The organism is Neobacillus sp. CF12, from assembly GCF_030348765.1.
Taxonomy (GTDB): domain Bacteria; phylum Bacillota; class Bacilli; order Bacillales; family Cytobacillaceae; genus Neobacillus.
The window spans coordinates 3,763,265-3,785,022 of record NZ_JAUCEU010000007.1 but is presented as its reverse complement, the minus strand read 5'-3'; the positions used below and the strand labels follow the sequence as shown (position 1 = coordinate 3,785,022).

At 38.0% G+C, this 21,758-nt stretch carries 20 protein-coding genes and 1 rRNA gene; 18 read left to right on the top strand and 3 right to left on the bottom strand.

Annotated elements, in window-relative coordinates:
- The first annotated feature begins 50 nt into the window (after positions 1-50).
- The 4 genes from rrf (at position 51) to tmk (ending at position 2,889) form a co-directional block, all read left to right on the top strand.
- Positions 51-166: ribosomal RNA gene (gene rrf, locus QUG14_RS18075) — 5S ribosomal RNA — on the top strand.
- A gap of 319 nt (positions 167-485) precedes the next feature.
- A complete protein-coding gene (locus QUG14_RS18070; protein ID WP_289341856.1) occupies positions 486-701 on the top strand; it encodes a sigma factor G inhibitor Gin in 216 nt (71 codons plus the stop codon).
- Positions 702-796: 95 nt separating this feature from the next.
- The gene (locus tag QUG14_RS18065) at positions 797-2,242 is read left to right on the top strand and encodes an aminotransferase class I/II-fold pyridoxal phosphate-dependent enzyme (protein WP_289341855.1); all 1,446 of its coding nucleotides are present in this window, start codon (positions 797-799) and stop codon (positions 2,240-2,242) included.
- A gap of 23 nt (positions 2,243-2,265) precedes the next feature.
- Positions 2,266-2,889 carry a dTMP kinase gene (gene tmk, locus QUG14_RS18060; protein ID WP_289341854.1) on the top strand — a complete coding sequence of 208 codons (624 nt, stop codon included), beginning with the start codon at positions 2,266-2,268 and terminating at the stop codon, positions 2,887-2,889.
- A gap of 60 nt (positions 2,890-2,949) precedes the next feature.
- On the opposite strand, the gene QUG14_RS18055 is transcribed toward tmk, so the two are convergent.
- Both QUG14_RS18055 and QUG14_RS18050 read right to left on the bottom strand, forming a co-directional pair.
- Entirely contained in the window at positions 2,950-3,936 is a 987-nt protein-coding gene (locus tag QUG14_RS18055) for a glycoside hydrolase family 43 protein (RefSeq protein WP_289341852.1), read from the bottom strand.
- A 120-nt stretch (positions 3,937-4,056) separates the two neighbouring features.
- A complete protein-coding gene (locus QUG14_RS18050) occupies positions 4,057-5,217 on the bottom strand; it encodes an ROK family protein (protein WP_289341851.1) in 1,161 nt (386 codons plus the stop codon).
- Between the two features lie 166 nt (positions 5,218-5,383).
- Here QUG14_RS18050 and QUG14_RS18045 point away from each other — a divergent pair, with 166 nt between their 5' ends.
- From QUG14_RS18045 to QUG14_RS18020, 6 genes are all read left to right on the top strand, one after another.
- Positions 5,384-6,382 (top strand): Gfo/Idh/MocA family protein, encoded by a 999-nt coding sequence (locus QUG14_RS18045; RefSeq protein WP_289341850.1) that lies wholly within the window; start codon positions 5,384-5,386, stop codon positions 6,380-6,382.
- Between the two features lie 163 nt (positions 6,383-6,545).
- Positions 6,546-7,877 (top strand): xylose isomerase, encoded by a 1,332-nt coding sequence (gene xylA, locus QUG14_RS18040; protein ID WP_289341848.1) that lies wholly within the window; start codon positions 6,546-6,548, stop codon positions 7,875-7,877.
- Between the two features lie 65 nt (positions 7,878-7,942).
- Positions 7,943-9,442, top strand: coding sequence for a xylulokinase (gene xylB, locus QUG14_RS18035; RefSeq protein WP_289341846.1), 1,500 nt, complete (start codon positions 7,943-7,945; stop codon positions 9,440-9,442).
- Between the two features lie 69 nt (positions 9,443-9,511).
- A complete protein-coding gene (locus QUG14_RS18030) occupies positions 9,512-10,882 on the top strand; it encodes an MATE family efflux transporter (RefSeq protein WP_289341845.1) in 1,371 nt (456 codons plus the stop codon).
- 75 nt (positions 10,883-10,957) lie between these two features.
- Positions 10,958-11,626, top strand: coding sequence for an SGNH/GDSL hydrolase family protein (locus tag QUG14_RS18025; protein ID WP_289341844.1), 669 nt, complete (start codon positions 10,958-10,960; stop codon positions 11,624-11,626).
- Between the two features lie 32 nt (positions 11,627-11,658).
- Positions 11,659-12,642, top strand: a complete 984-nt coding sequence (locus tag QUG14_RS18020) for an aldo/keto reductase (RefSeq protein ID WP_289341843.1) — start codon at positions 11,659-11,661, stop codon at positions 12,640-12,642.
- 34 nt (positions 12,643-12,676) lie between these two features.
- On the opposite strand, the gene QUG14_RS18015 is transcribed toward QUG14_RS18020, so the two are convergent.
- Complete coding sequence (locus QUG14_RS18015) at positions 12,677-13,294, bottom strand: YesL family protein (RefSeq protein WP_289341841.1); 618 nt, start codon at positions 13,292-13,294, stop codon at positions 12,677-12,679.
- Between the two features lie 175 nt (positions 13,295-13,469).
- On the opposite strand from QUG14_RS18015, the gene QUG14_RS18010 reads away from it, so the two are divergent.
- The 8 genes from QUG14_RS18010 (at position 13,470) to QUG14_RS17975 (ending at position 21,750) form a co-directional block, all read left to right on the top strand.
- Complete coding sequence (locus QUG14_RS18010; protein ID WP_289341840.1) at positions 13,470-15,239, top strand: sensor histidine kinase; 1,770 nt, start codon at positions 13,470-13,472, stop codon at positions 15,237-15,239.
- Entirely contained in the window at positions 15,205-15,999 is a 795-nt protein-coding gene (locus tag QUG14_RS18005) for a response regulator transcription factor (protein WP_483310738.1), read from the top strand. The genes QUG14_RS18010 and QUG14_RS18005 overlap by 35 nt, the downstream gene beginning before the upstream one ends.
- A 131-nt stretch (positions 16,000-16,130) precedes the next feature.
- Positions 16,131-17,423, top strand: a complete 1,293-nt coding sequence (locus QUG14_RS18000) for an extracellular solute-binding protein (RefSeq protein WP_289344177.1) — start codon at positions 16,131-16,133, stop codon at positions 17,421-17,423.
- 156 nt (positions 17,424-17,579) lie between these two features.
- A complete protein-coding gene (locus QUG14_RS17995) occupies positions 17,580-18,455 on the top strand; it encodes a carbohydrate ABC transporter permease (RefSeq protein WP_289341838.1) in 876 nt (291 codons plus the stop codon).
- A 17-nt stretch (positions 18,456-18,472) separates the two neighbouring features.
- Complete coding sequence (locus QUG14_RS17990; RefSeq protein ID WP_289341837.1) at positions 18,473-19,366, top strand: carbohydrate ABC transporter permease; 894 nt, start codon at positions 18,473-18,475, stop codon at positions 19,364-19,366.
- 196 nt (positions 19,367-19,562) lie between these two features.
- The gene (locus QUG14_RS17985) at positions 19,563-19,892 is read left to right on the top strand and encodes a cyclic-di-AMP receptor (RefSeq protein WP_045515592.1); all 330 of its coding nucleotides are present in this window, start codon (positions 19,563-19,565) and stop codon (positions 19,890-19,892) included.
- Positions 19,893-19,922: 30 nt separating this feature from the next.
- Complete coding sequence (gene holB / locus QUG14_RS17980) at positions 19,923-20,930, top strand: DNA polymerase III subunit delta' (protein WP_289341836.1); 1,008 nt, start codon at positions 19,923-19,925, stop codon at positions 20,928-20,930.
- On the top strand, positions 20,923-21,750 hold the full coding sequence (locus tag QUG14_RS17975) for a PSP1 domain-containing protein (protein WP_289341834.1): 828 nt from the start codon (positions 20,923-20,925) through the stop codon (positions 21,748-21,750). The genes holB and QUG14_RS17975 overlap by 8 nt, the downstream gene beginning before the upstream one ends.
- Positions 21,751-21,758 lie beyond the last annotated feature (8 nt).

Genomic DNA, 21,758 nt, shown 5'->3' with positions numbered 1-21,758 from the left:
CACACTTCTTCTGATTATCTAGTTTTGAGGGAATGAAACCTCAAAAACAGTCTGGTAATAATGGCGAGAAGGTCACACCCGTTCCCATACCGAACACGGAAGTTAAGCTTCTTTGCGCCGATGGTAGTTGGGACTTTGTCCCTGTGAGAGTAGGACGTTGCCAGGCAAAATGAAACACAACCTAATTATGGTTGTGTTTTTTTGTGTTGTCCGAAAGGACGAAAGGTTGTGAATAAAAATGGAGGACTTCAAACATACCTTTTCTAGATTAAAGGTACTCAATAGTACAGACCATCACCGTTCCCCAACTTAATAGCCAACCCTCCTAAACAACAAAAATAAAAAAGTACGAAGTGTTTTTGAATAAATCGTTACTAGACATACACCCAAAAGCAATTATCAACATAAGATATACCGAGGGATACCCTGAAAGAGATAATTCTAAATATTGTATACATTTATAAAATATCGGGAAGAATAGGTGTATGGAGGTGGTGTGGTTGAGTTCATTAGCACATAGTCATTATCACGAAACGTGCGTTATTTGCGAAAATCAAAAACAAAAAGGGATACATCTATATACTTCATTTATTTGTACAGAATGCGAAGAAGACTTAATCCAAACAGAAACACATGACCCGAAATATAAGTATTATCTAAAACAACTAAGAAAAATTACAACACCTGAAATTTTTTCGTAAAAAGTCCATTTGGGCTTTATTTTTTTTTGTAAAGTAGGGGGTAGGTTCTTTCGTTTTTTGTTAAAATAAATGAGACTCTTTAAAGGAGTATACCAATGCATAAACAAACAGAAATTCCATTATACGAAGCGTTGCTCAAATACAAAAATTCCAAACCTATATCATTTCATGTTCCTGGACATAAGTCAGGGGCACTTTTCCATTTGCAGTCTAATAACATTTTTCAGGAAATTCTACGAATCGATGCGACGGAATTATCGGGATTAGATGATTTGCATTCTCCTGAAGGAGTAATAAAAGTGGGCCAAGAGCTATTAGCAGATCTTTATCAGGTTAAAGAAAGCTTTTTCTTAGTCAATGGATCTACAGTTGGAAATTTAGCCATGATTTTGTCAGTTTGTGAAAAGGATGATGTTATCCTAGTACAAAGAAACTGCCATAAATCAGTCTTAAATGCTCTAAAACTTGTAAAAGCCCGTCCTGTTTTTTTAGAGCCAGAATACAATCCAGATTGGAAAACTGCGACAGGTGTATCAAAAGAAATAGTGGAAAGAGCTATTTCTCTCTATCCAGAAACAAAGGCAATTGTCTTAACCTATCCGAACTACTATGGAATGGTGTATGATTTAAAAAGTGTTATAGAGATTGCACATAGTCATAATGTTCCTGTACTGGTTGATGAGGCACATGGGCCTCATTTTATTATTGGTGAACCGTTCCCGGTATCGGCTGTCCAATTAGGGGCTGATATTGTCGTTCATTCCGCGCATAAAACCCTGCCCGCCATGACAATGGGTTCTTATTTACATATAAACAGTGAGCGAGTCAATCACAACAAAGTAAAAGAGTACCTGCAAATGCTGCAGTCCAGCAGCCCATCTTACGTGATCATGGCTTCACTCGATCTTGCAAGAAATTATTTAGCAACATACCAACCGGACGATATGGCATACCTACAAAAAGAAATAACCCGCTTTAAAGCTGAGTTGGCAACTATTCCATGTATACATGTATTGGAGTATCCTGACTCAGGAGGGGACACATTAAAAATAACCATCCAATCAAGGTCTAGATTAAGTGGATTTGAACTCCAGAAAAGATTCGAAGAGAAGGGTATTTATACAGAACTAGCAGATCCCTTTAATGTGCTATTGATCCTTCCCTTATTGAAGGAAAACCAAGACTATCCATTAGTAGAAGCAAGCAGGAAAATAAAAGAGCAACTAGAAGAGATACCATACGATCCAGGTGAGGAAGAGTTCCAAATTAGTTCAGGAAAGATATCTGAATTAGCGGTTCCCTATGAGAAGTTGTCGAATATTGAGAGTGAATTAATACCCCTAACAGAAGCTGCGGGGCAGGTGTGTGCAGAGACGATCATACCATATCCACCTGGTATTCCACTGCTGTTAATGGGTGAGTTAATCACGGAGGAAAAGGTAAAGCAACTCACCCAATTAAGGAATAAGGGAGCGAGATTTCAAGGAGGCTCCTTCCTAGATAGTAATCAAATCTACATAGTAAAACAATTTATTAAATAGAGAAAATGATTGGAGCAGTTAAAATGAGTTACTTTATTACCCTTGAAGGTGTCGAGGGATCTGGCAAATCAACCATAATTAATTTCATTAAAGACTCTCTTGAGACGAGTGGAAAAAAGGTAGTTGTTACAAGAGAGCCTGGAGGAATTGATATAGCAGAGCAAATTCGTTCCGTAATTTTAGATAGAGAGAATACTAAAATGGAGGGCAGAACAGAAGCCCTGCTTTATGCCGCAGCAAGAAGACAACATTTAATAGAAAAGGTAATACCGTCTCTTAAGGAAGGCAATATTGTATTATGTGATCGATTTATTGATAGCAGCCTAGCCTATCAGGGATATGCAAGAGGATTAGGTATCAATGAGGTTTATTCAGTAAATAAATTTGCAATTGAAAACTTAATGCCTGATTTAACTTTGTACTTGGATTTGGATCCTCAAATAGGATTAAATCGAATTGCAAAAAATAAAGGGAGAGAAATAAACAGATTAGATTTAGAAGAAATAAACTTTCATGTTAAAGTCAGGGAGGGCTATGAAGAAGTATTGAAGATGTTTCCAGAACGAATGGTCAGAATAGACGCAAATCAAGAAATTGGAAAAGTTATAGCGGATATTACTAAAGTATTAGTAGAGAGGCTGAAATAATAAAACCCTCAGTGTAAATAAAGAAGCTGGCTTCAACTAGGAAGCCAGCTTTTTATCTGTTTATTTATCCCCGTAAGGGTCAATCGTTTGGATCGTTCCGTCACTGTTATATTTTAGTTCAGTGTACTTCACAGAGCGCTTATGGTTCACTCCATCTGATAACGAGCAATCATGATAGAACAGGTACCACTTATTGTTAAACTCAACAATCGAATGATGTGTGGTCCAGCCAATAACAGGAGTTAGAATCGTTCCTTTAAACACAAATGGACCCTGTGGGTTTTCACTTACCGCATAAACTATTTTATGGGTCGTACCGGTTGAATAAGATAGATAGTAAAGACCATTGTATTTATGAACCCACGGACCTTCGAAATATCTTCTGTCTTCATCACTGGCAAGAATGTGATTACCATCTTCATCAACAATGGAAATTTCCTTCGGTTCACTTTTAAATGTCAGCATATCGTCGGATAGTTCAGCAACTCTTGGTCCTAGTGCAGGAGCATCTGGTGCAGGACCTTCAGCATCTGGAATAAATGTTCCAGTCTGCCACTTTTCTAACTGTCCTCCCCAAAGGCCGCCAAAATAAACATAGGCTCTATTATCTTCATCCACTAAAACAGCTGGGTCGATGCTGAAACTGCCAGGTATGTAATTTTCTTGCGGTGTAAAAGGACCTGCAGGATTAGGGCTGGTTGCGACCCCAATTCTGAAAATGCCATCTTTATCTCTTGCTGGGAAGAATAAATAATAAGTGTTGTTTTTGTAAGCCGCATCAGGTGCCCACATTTGTTTCGATGCCCATGGTACATCCTTTACGTGAAGCGCTTCCCCGTGGTCGACAACAGAAGAGTTAACATCATCCATAGAAAGGACATGGTAATCTTCCATCTTATATTGGTCACCATTATCATTAGAAGGCTCGTCATGATCTAGGTCATGAGATGGATAAATATAAAGCTTTCCTTCAAAGACATGTGCGGAAGGATCTGCAGTATAAATGTGTGTAACTAAAGGCTCGTTTGGTTTTGATTTTTTCTCCATAATATCTCCCCATCGAATAGTATAGTTGTATACAAATTTATTATAACTGATGTCAATCAACTTTGTATATCCAAACAACTAACTTTTTTGTATTCCTTAGAAGGGGAAGAAGTGAGTATCTTATAAGACTTTAGATTCTTCTTTTATAAAATTCTCAACCACAAAAGCAGAAACACCTAATACAGTAGAATACATTCCAAGTCCCGAAAAATCCAATCTCATTTCATGTTGATGATGAGTGAGTGTGTGATTTTTAATGGTATTTCGAATCGGCTCCTCTATCCATTCTTTTGTTAGAGCTAAACGGTTCCCAATGATTACCTGGTCAGGGTTAAAGGTATTAATAATGTTATTGATACCATATCCAAGGTAATTGCCGATTTTTTGAAATAGATTCTTAACGGCTTCATCACCGTTTTCTGCAAGGTATATTAAAGACTCAAGTGTATCTGCGTTTTCCCCAGCCATCTCCAGTAGAGCATGTTCAGAAGCATAGGCTTCCCAACAGCCTCGGCTGCCACAGCTGCATGGTTTACCGTCGATATCAATAATCATGTGTCCCATTTCGCCAGAAAATCCATTTTTTCCTTGATATAATTCTTTGTTTAAAATAATTCCTACACCGATACCAATCCCAGCACTAATATAAATAATGTTTTGATAGTCTTGACCTACACCAAACTGTTGTTCACCGAAAGCCCCGGCGTTTGCCTCATTTTCAATAATGACAGGAACTTGGAATAGCTTCTCAAGGTCCATTTTCAGCTGTATATTTGTCCAGCCTAAGTTCGGTGCAAGAAGGACAGAACCCTCTTTGTTTACGATTCCAGGAACACCCACTCCTATGCCTACAACTCCATACCTGCTGCCTGGCATTTCAGAGATTAGTGACTGAATCATGTTCTGAACAGTGCCTAAAATAGTTGGGTAGGGGGTTCGATTAACCAACTGATTTTTTTCAATTAAAATATTCCCTTTTAAATCGGTCAAAACACATAATACATAGTTTACCCCGATATCAATACCAATCGCATATCCTGCGACTTTATTAAAATGCAGGATCACGGGACGCCGTCCGCCACTTGATTCCCCTGGTCCTGATTCAAAAACAAGTTCTTCTTCTAATAATTCATTTACTAGCGAAGAAACCGTTGCCTTATGTAAACCAGATACTTGAGCAATGTCCGCCCTTGAAATGGGCTCCTTTTCCATAATTAACTGTAATACAAGTGCTTTATTATTTTTTTTAACGAGTTGCTGATTCCATGTTATGGTTACCACTTATAAAAACTCCTTATTTGGTAGTATCCTAATAGTAACATAAACTTTGTTTACTGAATATACAATCATGTGAAACGGTGTTATAATGGGCTCGTTATTACCTTTTGTGAATTATTGACAAGAAAACATGCTTTTATCCTATATTTATCATGAAGGAGCGATTTCCTTGAGAAAAGTCCGTTGGGGAGTTATTAGCACGGCAGATATTGCCCAGACACAGGTCATTCCAGCCATTTTACGTTCTGAAAATGCAGAACTAGTCGGCATCGCGAGTAGGGATAGTAAAGCAAAGGATGTGGCAGAAAAATTTTTAATTCCTAATTATTACCAATCTTATGAAGAACTGCTTAGAGACCAAGAAATTGAAGCTGTATACATTCCGCTCCCGAATCACTTACATAGCGAATGGGTGAAAAAAGCAGCCAAGTTTGGGAAACATGTCCTTGTTGAAAAGCCTGCCGCACTATCAACTGTTGAAACACAGGAAATGGTTGAATTTTGCCATAGAAATAATGTGAAATTCATGGAAGCATTTATGTATCAATTTCATCCACAGCATAAGAGAGTGAAAGAAATTATCAAATCGGGTGAGATTGGAGAAATCAAGTTTATGCGGGCAAGTTTTTCATTTTTTCTAGAAAATAGAAAAAACAATATCCGCATGAACAAAGAAATGGGGGGCGGCAGTATTTATGATGTCGGCTGCTATGGAATCCATGCAGTTCGTCATCTCCTTGGGACTGAGCCAGTCAAGGTAGAGGCATTTGCAGAACTTGATCCTCGCACGGGAACTGATCTTTCTGCCATCGTCCATATGAAAATGGAAAATGGCGTTAATTGCGTGATTGATTCTAGTTTTGATATGTCATTTAGACAGGAATACGAGATTGTTGGAACAAGAAGCAGAATCTTCGTACCGCATGCCTATCGACCAGATGTGGTCAGTCATGACGCTGTTGTTTATGTCGGAGACAGGTCTGAGAATATTGCAGGAGATCAATATAAATTACAAATTGAACATTTTTCAAACGCAATAGTTAATAGCAGTGAACCTTCCTATTCAGCAGAAAATACCCTTAAAAATATGCGGGTCATTGAGGCGTGCTATCAATCAATTGAAGAAGGCAGGGCAATCACTCTAAATGAAAGTCAATTTGAAGTTTAAATTTTTTTCTAAAATCTTAGTTTATTCAATAGACAAACTAAGATTAGCTTGCTATAATCTGATTATACAAAGGTTACAGATTAAGAGAGAAACAAAACTTGTAAGCATTTACATAACAATCTGAAACCATAAAACCAACCAAACTACTAGGAGGAATAACCAAATGGCTTATTTCGAAACAGTTAACAAAATCAAATTTGAAGGCGCAACATCTAAAAATCCATTTGCATTTAAGTATTACAATCCGGAAGAAAAAATAAACGGAAAAACAATGGAAGAGATCCTTCGTTTCTCTGTTGCTTACTGGCATACATTCACTGCTGATGGTACTGATCCATTTGGCGTAGGTACAGCTATCAGACCTTGGGACAATTTAAAAGGATTAGATTTGGCGAAAGCACGTGTAGAAGCAGCTTTTGAACTTTTTGAAAAACTAAATGTTCCTTTCTTTGCCTTTCATGATGTTGATATTGCACCAGAAGGAAGCACTTTAAAAGAAACCAATGAAAACCAAGATGTCATTGTTGGAATGATTAAAGAATATATGAAAACAAGCAAAACAAAATTGCTTTGGAATACAGCAAACATGTTCTCTAACCCACGTTATGTTCATGGTGCTGCAACCTCTCCAAATGCAGACGTTTTTGCATACTCTGCAGCTAAGGTGAAAAAGGCATTAGAAGTAGCGAAAGAACTTGGTGCCGAAAACTATGTTTTCTGGGGCGGCCGTGAAGGTTACGAGACACTTCTAAATACAAACATGAAGCTTGAACAAGATAACTTAGCCCGCTTCTTCCATATGGCAGTAGATTATGCAAAGGAAATTGGCTTAAATGTTCCATTCTTAATTGAGCCAAAACCGAAAGAACCAACAAAACACCAATACGATTTTGATGTGGCTACTGGTCTAGCATTCTTACAAAAGTATGATCTAACAGACTACTTCAAGTTTAATATTGAAGCAAACCACGCTACTTTGGCTGGTCACACATTTGAGCATGAGTTAAGAACAGCCCGTATTAACGGAATGTTAGGCTCTGTTGACGCTAACCAAGGTGATACACTACTTGGCTGGGATACAGATGAGTTTCCAACTGATCTTTACACGAACACATTAGCTATGTATGAAATTTTGAAAAATGGCGGTTTAGGAAAGGGCGGCTTGAACTTCGATGCAAAAGTAAGAAGAGGTTCATTTGAAGCAGAAGATCTATTCCACGCGCACATTGCTGGTATGGATGCATTTGCAATCGGCCTTAAAGTTGCTAATAAGCTAATCGAAGATAAAGTACTTGATAGCTTTATTGAAGAACGCTACAGCAGTTATACAAAAGGAGTTGGCTTAGAGATCGTTGAAGGGAAAACCAACTTCCGTGAGCTTGAAGCTTATGCCCTAGGGTTAACAGAAATCAAGAACATTTCTGGCAGAACAGAACGCCTGAAAGCTACAATTAACCAATATTTACTTGAAACTCTTTCAAGTGTAACAGTATAAATTTATACCAAAAAAGTGCTGGCGGCGAATTACTCCAGCACTTTTTTTAGAAAAGGATGATACAGATGAAATATGTAATTGGTGTTGACCTTGGAACAAGTGCCGTAAAAATCTTACTCGTTAATCAAAATGGTGCTGTTTGTCAGGAAGTATCCAAATCTTATCCGCTTATTATTGAAAAATCAGGATATAGCGAGCAAAATCCTGAAGAATGGGTGGAAAAAACAATAGCAGGTTTAGCTGAACTAATCCAGCAATTTGACGGAGACGTAAATGATATTGAAGGTATCAGTTTCTCAGGCCAGATGCACGGTCTTGTATTATTAGATGATAATAACCAAGTACTAAGAAATGCAATTTTGTGGAATGACACCAGAACTACGAAGCAATGTCAGGAAATTTACGACGTTGTTGGCAGAAACCGTTTGTTGGACGTAACGAAAAACCCTGCGTTAGAAGGCTTTACTTTGCCGAAAATTCTTTGGGTAAAAGAAAACGAACCTTTGATTTTTGAAAAGGCTAGTGTGTTCTTGCTTCCAAAGGATTACCTTCGATATCGGCTAACAGGAAATATTCACATGGAATACTCCGATGCAGCGGGAACATTATTATTAAACGTAGCAAAACGTGAATGGAGCCCTGAGGTATTAGAAGCATTTGATCTATCCACTGAATTTTGTCCGCCATTAGTAGAATCACATGCGTTTGTGGGTACGCTTTCGGCTGAATTAGCTCAAGCTACTGGATTATCAGAAGCAATAAAGGTGTTCGCTGGCGGTGCGGACAACGCTTGCGGTGCGATTGGTTCAGGGATTCTTTCAGAAGGAAAAACATTAGCAAGTATTGGCACTTCCGGAGTGGTGCTTGCCTATGAACAAAGAAATGACCTTGATTTTGAAGGAAAAGTTCACTACTTTAACCACAGTGAAGAAAATGCTTACTATACAATGGGTGTAACCTTGGCTGCCGGCTATAGTTTAAGCTGGTTTAAGGATACATTCGCCAAGGAAGAGGCTTTTGAGCTATTTTTAGAAGGTGTGGATGAAATTCATGCAGGGAGTAACGGACTATTATTTACACCGTATATCGTCGGGGAAAGAACGCCGCATGCGGATTCTACTATTCGCGGCAGCTTTATCGGTGTTGATGCGGCACATGAGCGGAAGCATTTTGCCCGTGCAGTTCTTGAAGGAATTACGTTCTCATTAAACGAATCAATTGAAATTTTTAGAAGCAGTGGAAAGACGATTGATTCAATTATCTCTATTGGCGGCGGCGCTAAAAACGAAACATGGCTGCAAATGCAGGCGGATATTTTCGATGCGAAAATTGAAAAACTTACTAGCGAACAAGGCCCAGGAATGGGTGCTGCAATGTTAGCAGCGTATGGCTGTGGCTGGTATCCTTCATTGAAAGAATGCGCACAAACCTTTATCCAAACAGCAAAGACCTACTATCCAATTCCAGAAAATGTCGAGGCATATAAGAAACTATTTACCATTTATCAACAAGTGTATACACAAACAAAGGATTTAAATGAGCAATTAAGAGAGTTTAGAAAGTAAAGTATAGGTTTCTTCGACTTAGTGTCTTCTATATAAAAAATACGTTAATGGGTAAAAAGAGGATTTCTAATGGAAAAGTCCGCAAATAAAAGCACCACGCCGTTAAGTCTGCTCACCATTACTTGGCCAATTTTTGTAGAACTATTTCTCCAAGTCATAATGGGCAGCACGGATACTATTATGCTGTCGCATATTTCGGATGACGCTGTTGCAGCCGTGGGTGTGGCAAATCAACTCATATTTTTATGTATTCTCATTTTTACTTTTGTTTCGAGTGGTACTGCTGTGGTTCTCTCACAGTACTTAGGTGCAGGGTTAAAAAGCGAAGTTAGGACAGTAACAGCGATCTCGATTACCCTCAATCTTGCCATTGGCCTGGTCATTAGCTTATTAATGATTATTTTTAGAAAAGAACTATTAAGCTTATTTCACCTGCCGGAGCATATCACCGGTCTAGGTGAACAGTATCTTGCGATTGTAGGAGGAACAGTATTTCTTCAAGCTGTTTTGATTACTGTTTCTTCTATTCTAAGAGCGAATGGGTACACAAGGGATGCCATGATGGTTTCCATCACAATGAACGTCATTCACTTAATTGGAAATGCGATCTTAATCTATGGATTATTGGGATTTCAAGAAATGGGTGTAGTCGGAGTGTCCATTTCAACTGCGATTAGCAGGGCGATAGCATTGGCTCTTATTTTAAAGCTACTGTATGATCGAATTCCGATAAATCTTAAATTAAGAGATTATATAACGATTGATGGTATTCAGATAAAAAGAATTATGAAAATTGGGGTACCAGCAGCCGGAGAACAAATTTGTTTCAACCTCAGCCAGCTAGCGATTACAGCCATCATTGCACTGCTGGGGGCTGCTTCGTTAACAACGCGTGTATATACACAGAATATTATGTCCTTTATACTTGTATTTGGCCTGGCGATGGGACAGGGAACGCAAATTCTAATTGGCTACAAGGCAGGAGCCAGAGATTTTGATGGTGCTTATCATCAATTACTCAAAAGCTTACGATATAGTCTAATAATGACAGTGGCAATTGCGATAGTAGTAGCTTTATTTAGAGAACCCCTGATGAGTTTTTTTACTAAAGATCAAGAAATTGTTTCTTTGGGCGGTATATTATTATTGCTTTGCCTCATTCTCGAGCCAGGGAGAACCTTTAATTTAGTTGTTATCAATTCCTTGCGTGCAACAGGGGATGCAAACATTTCGCTCATTATGGGGTTTATATCAATGTGGGGAATAAGTGTTCCATTAGCCTATTTTTTAGGGATTCATCTTGGATTTGGGTTACCGGGGATCTGGATTGCATTTATTGTAGATGAATGGTTTAGAGGGATTACGATGTACTTTAGATGGAGAAGCCGGGTTTGGGAGAAAAAAGTATTAGTCCAAAATCAAGTCACTACCACGGTCTAATATATTTCTCATACAACTGGAGGGCTGACCATTGTCAGCTCTCTTAAAATTAAAGCGTGAAGGGGGAGAAGAAGAATGAAACTAGACCAAGGGCAAAAATTATTATTTATTGGTGACTCAGTAACAGATTGTGAACGAGCAAAACCAGAAGGTGAAGGTTTATTTGGTGCGCTGGGTAAAGGGTATGTATCCTATGTGGATGGATTGCTTCAAGCCGTATACCCGGAACTGGGAATTCGGGTAGTCAATAAGGGGATTAGCGGCAATACCGTCCGTGATTTGAAAAGTAGGTGGCAGGAAGATGTAATTGATCAAAAGCCAGATTGGTTATCCATTATGATTGGAATTAATGATGTATGGCGTCAATATGATACTCCATTCATTAAAGAGTGGCATGTGTATATTGATGAATATGAAAAAACGCTTAGGGATCTCGTGTTAGAATCAAAGCCATTTGTGAAGAAGATAGTCCTAATGACTCCATTTTATTTGGAGAGCAATGAACAGGATGAAATGCGCCAGTCAATGGATCAGTACGGGCAGATTGTCAAAAAAATCGCAGAAGAAACAAATTGTTTATTTATTGATACACAAGCAGCTTTTAATATCGTATTAAAAGACCTTTATTCGGCAACCATAGCTTGGGACCGTGTCCATCCTTCTACAGCAGGACATATGGTTTTAACTCGTGCCTTTCTGAAGGCAATTGACTTTAATTGGAACCGTTTTCAAGGTAGTGTCTAAAGTAGAAAAAGAGTAGGTAAGGAGTTATGAATATGAATTATCGTGAACTAGGAAATACAGGAATCATGATCAGTGAGGTCAGTTTTGGAACGTGGGCAATAGGCGGTTCATGGGGCAGGACTAGTGACACAGAAGCCCTAAAATCTTTAGACTATGCGATTGGCCAGGGTGTTAATTTTTTTGACACCGCTGATGTATATGGTGATGGGCATAGTGAGGAATTATTGGCAAAAGCAACAAAAGGCAGGGAAGATAAGATACATATTGCAACCAAGTTCTGCCGTCAGGGTGATATTTTTGATCCGAAAAATTATAGCTATGAAAAAGTAAACGCTTATTGTGAAGACAGCCTGCGCCGTTTAAACAGAGAAGCCATTGATTTGTACCAAATTCATTGCCCTGCAACAGAAATCTTGAAAGATGGAAGTGTCTTTGAAGTACTTGACAGTCTGAAGAAAGAAGGGAAAATTCGTCATTATGGTGTCAGTGTGGAAACCGTAGAAGAGGGACTTATTTGTTTGGAGCAGCCCAATGTTAAGAGCCTGCAGATCATATTCAATATGTTTCGTCAGAAGCCACTAGAAAAATTAATACCCGAGGCTTATCAAAAGGGAGTAGGTCTACTTGTTCGGCTGCCGCTAGCAAGCGGGCTGCTAACTGGTAAGTTTACCACTGACCATGTTTTTGAAGCCGATGACCATCGCCGCTTTAATGAAAATGGAGAGGCTTTTAATGTAGGGGAGACCTTTGCCGGCCTTGGATTCCGTAAAGGTGTAGAATTAGCTGGCGAGTTAAAATGGATTGCAGAAGGCCGTCAATCAATGGCTAGTGCAGCACTGCGCTGGATTCTAGATCAAAAGGAAATTACTTGTATCATTCCTGGATTTAAAAATAGTAAACAGGTCGAGGACAATCTCTCTGCTCTTGATACGAAGCCATTCTCAATAGAAGAACAAAAAGAGATTCAACGTTTCTATCAGGAAAAAGTAAGGGACTTTGTAAGAGGTCCATATTAACGATTAGAAATAGCATAAAAAAGAGGAAGCACAACTATACAGCCTGTGCTTCCTTTTGTTTCTTCTCAATTTTCTGAAAGGCTAGATAACAGGATGACATGATAATTCCGGCTGAGAGACTTCCGCCGAAGAAAAATAACAGTGCTGGTAAGAACTTCATTACAAAGAATAAAGCTGCAAACCCTATTAACATCATTATGCTTGAAAGTGGATTCACCATCATTATAAAGAATGCATTTTTAAATAACTGAAAGAACGTAATGTTATAGTGAACGTACACCGGAAATATATACAAAATTGTCATAACGATTGCAAAAATAATAAGGTATAAAGGAATTTGAATAATCGTATCGAGTTTTATATAACTCAAATCAATAAAAATAATATAGGCCAATAAAACTATGACGATTCCTAATCCATTACTTTTTAGAAACTCTTTTTTATAGGAATTCCAAAAAGTTCGAAATATGGGAATCTCACTTTCCCCCATGAGCCATTTACGTATAATCGTAAACATTGCCAAGGTGGCCGGGCTAATTCCAAGAACCACGAGACCCAGGAGCGAGAAGCCAATCCATAATAAATTTACATAGGCAAACCTGGTGATCCACTCGGTAAGGGTATAAAGACCACTCATAGATAGTTTATTCATAATTAATTCCCTTCTTAATGGTGTTTACTATTTAATACACATTATAGAGCATTGCACACATATTGAACATGGTTAAGTTTGATTATTGACAGTTTTTTGATATTTTAAAATAATGTTACAGAATTCGACAAAATCAGTTATAGTAGAAAAAAACTATCTTTAGAAGGGCGATTCTATGTTCTCGAAATTACACAAATGGAACACATTACGAAATCAAATACTCGTTGTATTTCTGGTAGTTATGCTCATCGTATTATCGATTGTTGGATTGTTAACGTTTAATAGAGTTTCAACGTTACTGCAAAAAAATGCTGAAAAACAAATTCATCAGACCGCTGTAGAGGCAAATGGAAGATTGGAATCTTTATATAAACAAGTTAGTACATCCTCTAAATTGGTGATGACTAATGATAGTATTCAAAAGGCATTAACAAAATCAGAGCAAGGAAAAAATATTCTTTTTGCGGAGCGGCAGCAGTTAGAGGGAATTGTAACCACCATTCAAGCGAATACAGATGGTATATTTTCGTTTGAACTTTATACTAATACATTTAATCGTTTACTCCCGTTAGATGACACCAATTTAGTTACTAGAATTGATGAAAAGTGGATTCAACAGGCAAATAAGGCAAATGGAAGTTTGGTATGGATAGGGGATGACCCGCGTAATTCAGATAATATCCTTGCTCTAAGACGAGTAAATCTCTTGAACCGTGGCTTTGAGAATGGTGGTTATCTGCTTATTAGTATCTACCGAGATTATCTTCAGTTTGTGGACCAAGAGGAATCCAATATCGAAAATCAATATTCAATCCTATTAGATCAGGATTTAAAGCCGATTCTATCAAACTATAATCAATCTCTCGAACCAATCATACAAAATGAGGCCCATACCCTGACTTTGGACAAAGAGGAGTATATGGTGACAAAACGAACGTCAAATGAAACCAGGTGGACCCTTGTCATCTTAACTCCCGTTAAAGCCCTTACAGAAGGAATCAGTGTACTGCGGTCGGGGATTATTATTTCTGGGATTATTGGATTTATTATTTTTTTAATTAGTACTCTATTTCTATCTTCATTTATTACAAGACCTATTATTAAATTGACAGAAACCATGCAGCAGGCTAGTGCAGGTTCATTAACCATGAATCCGATGGTTACTACTGTCAATGAAATTAATGAATTAAATAGTACTTATAACCAACTTGTTAAAGAAACAAACCATCTGATAAAAATGGTATATCAGAAAGAAATTACCCGAAGCCGAAGTGAATTAAAAGCCTTACAAGCACAAATAAATCCACATTTTCTATTTAATACATTGGATGCTCTTAAGTGGACACTTGAAGATAAAGATGAGGAAGAACTGGCAGAGTTTGTCGTGTCGATGTCAAACTTATTCCGATATACGATTACCAAGCAAAATGATGGAGATTGGGTGCCGATTAAGGCTGAAATTCAACATATAGAAGATTATATGGAAATTATGAGGATGCGGTTTGGAGATCACTTAAATTGGCAGTTGAATATGCCCCTTTCGTTTTCGCAGATCAAAATTCCAAAACTGCTGATTCAACCTTTAGTGGAAAATGCAGTACTGCATGGAGCAGGAAATACGATGAAACCATGTACGATATCTGTTACAATTCAACCTTCAGCGAATCATGAATACTTGGAAATCGTGGTAGAAGACGATGGACCGGGGATACCACAGGATAAGTTAGAGTCAATCAAACAGGCTATGCATTCAGGTGGAGTAATCTCTAAAAATGGGAATGGAATGGCAATTTCTAACGTCCATAAACGCCTTGAATTATATTATCAAAAAAGTGGTCTTATCATTACAAGTGAAGAAAATAGTGGGACAAGAGTTTCTTTTGTAATACCTGTTAAGGGGGAGGAAAACCATGTTGAATATAAAGACAATATTAATCGTGGATGATGAACCAAGAACCCGCCAAGGGCTGAAAAAGAACTTGGATACATGGGCAAATGGGAACTATCAAATTTATACTGCTTCTAATGGAGAAGAAGCCATTGAAATGATGAAGCAGTATAAGGTGCATATCCTCATCACAGACATCCGCATGCCGGAAATAACGGGTTTACAATTATTAAAAATTGCAAAAGAAAAAAATATATCTCCTGTGATCATCGTGATTTCGGCATACTCGGAATTTGAATATGCCCAGGAGGCCCTGCGATTCGGGGTGATAAACTACTTACTTAAACCAATCAGTAAAAAAGCGTTAATAGAGGCTGTGGAGGAAGCAGTACAAGCCGTAGAGAAAAAAGAACGGGCAGGATTAATTGAAAAAGTAGTAGATACGAAACTTGTTGATGCTAGCAGCCAAAACAATACTAATCGGGAACCGATTAGGGAAGCTATTGATTATATCAATAACAACTTAAAGAATGAGTTATCCCAGAAGGAAGTAGCCGATCATGTTCATTTAAACGCAAGTTATCTAAGTTCCCTATTTAAAGAACATGTGAAACTAACCTTTAGCGAATATGTGACGAGAAGAAGGATTCAACGATCGAAGGAATTGTTGATGACAACGAATCTACCAATTAACGATATCGCAGAAGAATCCGGATATAAAACGGCTAAATACTTTATTAAAATCTTCAGGGAATTAGAAGGTGTCACACCAAGTGCCTATCGAAAAATCAATAATGAAAGGGCTTTCCAAAAATAGTAGTATTTTTCCTAATCGTAGTGACCTATTTTTCAGAACTCTCTGAATGTAAACTATAAATGTAAGCAAAATCATAGAAAAGGTCATAGGGGGAATCACAATTGTTTAAAAAGAAAACGGTTGCAATCTTCATGTCAGTCATAATGCTGCTCTCTCTAGTGCTTGCAGGATGTTCTTCCTCAAGTTCTTCAGAAGAAAGCAGTGCAGATGGTAAAAAGGTTATTAAATTCATGCATTTATGGCCGGAAGGCAGCTCGAATGCTCAGTTCTCCATCGTAAAAGATGTGATTGCAGAGTATGAAAAAGAGCACACAGATATTAAAATCGAAACTGAAATCCTAAACCCAGATCAATACCGTGAAAAGCTTAAAGTATTAGCTTCTTCTAATGAACTACCTGATATTGGTATGACTTGGTCAGATGGTTTCATCAAGCCTTACGTTGAAGGTGACATGTTAGCTCCACTTGATGATATCGTTGAAAACGATGCAGACCTTAAAGATGCTTTCATTCCTGGTGTAAAAGAATCATATGCAGTAGATGGAAAAACATATGGTCTTCCACTTGAGTTAAATATTTCTTATGTATTTTATAACAAAGAAATTTTCGAGAAATATAATCTTGAAGTTCCACAGACCTTCGAAGAGTATAAAAACGTTGTAAAAACGTTAGCAGACAATGGTGTTGTTCCTGCAACGGTTGGTGCCAAAGACGGCTGGCCAGCATCATTCTGGTTCATGTATCTAGCAGACCGTATTGGTGGTTCTACCATTCTAACAGACGTTATTAAAGGTAAAGCAAAAATGGACGACCCAGCGATTGTAAAAGCAGCTGAGGAAGTACAAAAGTTAGTTGATATGGGTGGATTCGTTAAAGGTGCAAGCGCATTATCAAATGATGATGCAAAAGGTTACTTCATGAACGAACAAGCAGCGATGTTCTTAACAGCTACTTGGGAATTACCAAACTACACAACAAGCCCTGATGTTAAACAAGAATTCAAAGACAAGATTGGCTATTTCAAGTTCCCAACTTATGAAGGCGGAAAAGGGGAAAGCATTGACAGCTATGTAGGCGGCCCTGGTGTTGGTTTATTCGTAGCAAAAGAATCTAAGGTTCAAGAAGAAGCAAAAGACTTCGTTGGATTCCTTGTGAAGAGATGGGGAGAAAAATCAGTTATCGATGCTGGTGTTATTCCTGCCACAAAAGTTGACACAGCAAGCCTTGACCTTGCTCCAATGTACATTGAAATCTTAAAGGACTTGAGTGAAGCATCAAACGTTACAACTTACTTTGACACTCAATCAAGCCCGGCTGTATCTGAATTACATCATGATTTAGTAACTGCTCTTTTTGGAAAACAAGTTACACCTGAGGATTTTGTAAAGCAGCACAAAGATGAACTTGCTGAAGAGAAAAAATAAAATGGCGTAAGTAAAATCTCAGTGTAGAGGGCATACCTGTTATGCCCTCTATCATTTTAGCCACTTTTTCAAATGGCTGTGTTAAAGCGAAATGCCAGGAGCGGAAATTCAACAGGCCACTTTAACACAGCCTTTCAATAAGAAGGGAGTATAAACATGAAAAGTGTAATGTCAAACAAATGGGTAATCAGCCTTTACGTACTTCCATCGTTACTTCTTATTCTGCTATTAATCTATATCCCAATTGTCTTAACTGGATATTACGGTCTAATGGACTGGAACGGAATCGGCAAGATGAAGTTCATCGGTTTAGAGAATTACATTGAATTAGCAAAGGACACAAAGTTTTGGCAAAGTGCATGGCATTCCCTATTACTAGGTCTTTTTTCTACTTTAAGCTTGGTTGGATATTTGATTTTATCGCTAATCCTAGCAAGTAAGATTAAAGGTGCTAACTTTTTAAGAAAAATTTACTTAATCCCAATGTTATTATCTTCTGTAGCTATCGGACAGCTTTGGGCGAAAATTTTTGACCCAACGAATGGTATGCTTAACAGATTGCTAGTGTTGGTTGGCGTTGACAATCCTCCGCTATGGTTAGCGGATTCTAATATTGTATTATTTGCGCTCTTCTTTCCAATCGTATGGCAATATGCTGGTTTTTATATCATTATTTTCTATGCAGCATTAAAGAATGTTCCAGAAGAACTGATCGAAGCTGCAAAAATCGATGGAGCTACTCCCATTCAAATTGCTTACAAAATTAAGGTTCCTCTTATTGCGGATGTAATCAAAGTTATGGTCATCCTGGCAATTGTCGGTTCGTTAAAGTACTTTGACTTGATTTTCGTCTTAACTGGTGGAGGACCTAATGGTGCCTCGGAAGTTATGGCCTCTTACATGTACTCCGAAGCGTTCAGTAAATATAACTTCGGTTACGGTAGTGCAATTGGATTCGGTTTATTAATCATCTGTATTGCTGCAACATGGGTGATTCAAAAATTACTTAATACAAAAGATGTTGACTATTAAAAAGGGGAGTGAAAAGAATGAACAAGGTTGCATTGGAAACACGAAAAACGACCCTATCAGCTTCTTATAAAACTAGTAAAACACTAGGAAACAAAATTGGATATGGAATTCTATACTTCATCCTAGGAGTTATTGCAATCATACAGGTTTACCCGCTACTGTGGTTATTCCTATTTTCCTTAAAAACCAACCAGGAAGTTTTCGGGATGTCCCCGTTTGCGCTTCCGCAAGATCCACAGTGGGGAAACTATGTGAAAGCCTGGACAGCAGGTCACATTGATGTTTACTTCTTTAATAGTGTGTTGTACACGGTCGCAGCGGTTGTACTTACCGTTATCCTTGCCAGCTTTGTAACGTTTGCGATTACGAGAATGGAATGGAAGTTAAGTGGGTTAGTCCTTGGTTTATTTATGGCCGGATATATGATTCCACTTCATTCAACCTTAATTCCATTATTTAATTTCTTTAAAAGTGCAAATATGATTGATAATCCAATGTCTGTTATCCTATCGTATGTAGCGTTTAACTTACCAATTACGATTATGATCTTAACTGGATTTTATAAAACAATCCCACGGGAGATTGAAGAAGCAGCGGTTATGGATGGCTGTTCGGTCCACCGTATCTTCTTCCAAATCACACTTCCAATGACAGTACCGGTGCTTTCAACTACTGTGATTATCAACATGATCTATAACTGGAACGAATTCGTATTCGTTAACACGTTCTTGAGTTCTGACAAATGGAAAACCATTACCGTTGGGGTAAACAACTTCGTAGGTCAGTATTTGACTGATTGGGGAGCAATTGGTGCTACACTAATGATTAGTATTATTCCGGTATTGATCGCTTACTTTATTTTAAGTGATCGTATTGTTGAAGGGATTGCAGCAGGATCTGTTAAAGGTTAATGATAAGAAAAAGTTGACTTGTAAATGGGTCAGCTTTTTTTGCATATAAAAACACATAAGTGATTGCGTTGGGATGCCCATAAAGGAAAATAGACAACTTTCAAAAATAACCTCTGTCGAATATCAATGTACCAAGGACAAATACCTGTTATAATATAGGAAAGATAAAGAAATGTAGATGGAGGGGTTGGTAGAGATGAAACTTATCATTGCTGTTGTTCAGGATCAGGATAGCAACCGGTTATCAAAGGCACTGGTTGATAATAATTTTAGAGCAACAAAGCTGGCAACTACGGGCGGCTTTTTGAAATCGGGCAATACCACCTTTATGATTGGTACGGAGGATATTCGTGTAGACCGTGCATTGCAAATCATTAAAGATAACTGTAAGTCACGTGATCAATTAGTGGCACCCGTTTCCCCAATGGGTGGAAATGCAGATTCCTTTGTGCCATATCCTGTTGAAGTTGAAGTCGGCGGTGCAACGGTCTTCGTTCTGCCAATTGAACAATATATGCATTTTTAAATCTATATTATTTGTAAGTGAGTGATGAACTTGGTAAAAACATGGGATCAACTAGAAGAACTACAGCCTGCCGTGCTAAAAATGTTGAAGAATAGTTTGTTGAAGAATCGTGTAGCCCATGCCTATTTACTCGAGGGAATCAGAGGGACTGGGAAAAAGGAAATTGCTTTATTAATAACAAAAGCTTTATTTTGCGATTCTCTAATAGAAGGTTTTAAACCATGCGAGACCTGTAATAATTGTCGTCGTATTAATAGTGGAAATCACCCAGATGTTCATAAAGTTGAGCCTGATGGGTTATCAATAAAAAAGCAGCAAATTCAAGACCTCCAGGGGGAGTTTTCCAAAAAAGGGGTAGAATCATCCAGGAAGGTTTATATGATTAGTGACGCTGACAAAATGAGTGTGAGTGCAGCAAATAGTTTGCTAAAGTTTCTAGAGGAACCAAGCTCACAAACCACTGCCTTCCTATTAACAGAGCAGCCTCAGCAGTTGTTGCCAACCATTCTTTCAAGATGCCAAATTTTATCATTTAAACCATTATCTCCACATACAATGATTCATCAAATGATTGAAAACGGCGTAAATCCAATGAAGGCACCATTATTAGCGCAGTTGACGAATAGCCTTGATGAAGCATATGAATTAAATGTCGATGATTGGTTTGCACAAGCCCAAAAAATAGTGTTAAAATTATATGAGGTGTTGAAAAAAAATCCTTTAGAAGCAATGGTAACACTTCAAGGGGATTGGTTCTCACACTTTAAAGAAAAAGAACAAATGAATCGTGGTTTAGATCTTTTACTTCTTATTTTTAAGGATTTATTATATATACAATTAGATAAACAGGAGCAAATCGTCTTTAAAGCTGAAAGTGACCGGTTAAGACAGTATGCTCTTGAAACATCCGGACGGCGGTTATCGGATCAAATGTCGGCTATTCTCGAAGCAAAAAGGAAGCTTGCGGCTAATATGAATCCGCAGCTAATGATGGAAGAGCTTGTGTTAAACTTGCAGGAGGGATCTTCATTTGTATGATGTTGTAGGAGTACGCTTTAAAAAAGCGGGTAAAATCTATTATTTTGATCCTGGAGACCTCTCAATCGAAAAAGATGACTTTGTGATTGTTGAAACAGTCCGTGGAGTGGAGTACGGCAAGGCCGTTGTTCCACGAAAACAGGTTGAAGAGCATGATGTTGTCCTGCCTTTAAAAAAGGTAGTGAGAATTGCAGACCATAAGGATCGAATGATTGTAGAGGAAAATAAACAAGCTGCCCAGGAAGCATATGATGTTTGTAATGAGAAAGTAAATGGACATCAACTAGATATGAAACTAGTGGATGTTGAATATACATTTGATCGAAATAAAGTGATTTTTTATTTTACTGCTGATGGCAGGGTTGATTTCCGTGAGTTAGTAAAAGATTTAGCAGCTATTTTTAGGACAAGGATTGAATTACGCCAAATCGGTGTTAGGGACGAGGCAAAAATGCTTGGAGGAATTGGACCGTGTGGAAGAATGCTTTGCTGTTCCACGTTTTTAGGTGACTTTGATCCAGTCTCCATTAAGATGGCAAAGGACCAAAATCTTTCTCTGAATCCTACGAAAATATCCGGTTTATGCGGTAGACTTATGTGTTGCCTAAAATATGAAAATGATGAATATGAAGCTGCAAAAGAACAATTGCCTGATTTAGGGGAGATAATACAAACTCCTCAAGGTCGTGGAAAAGTAGTAGGATTAAATATATTAGAGCGGGTACTTCAGGTGGAACTAAAAGAACAGGATCGAGTTCTGGAGTATACATTGGATGAAATCATTAAAGAGGGTGCCTTGTCTATACAATCCACAGATTAAGAGGTGTG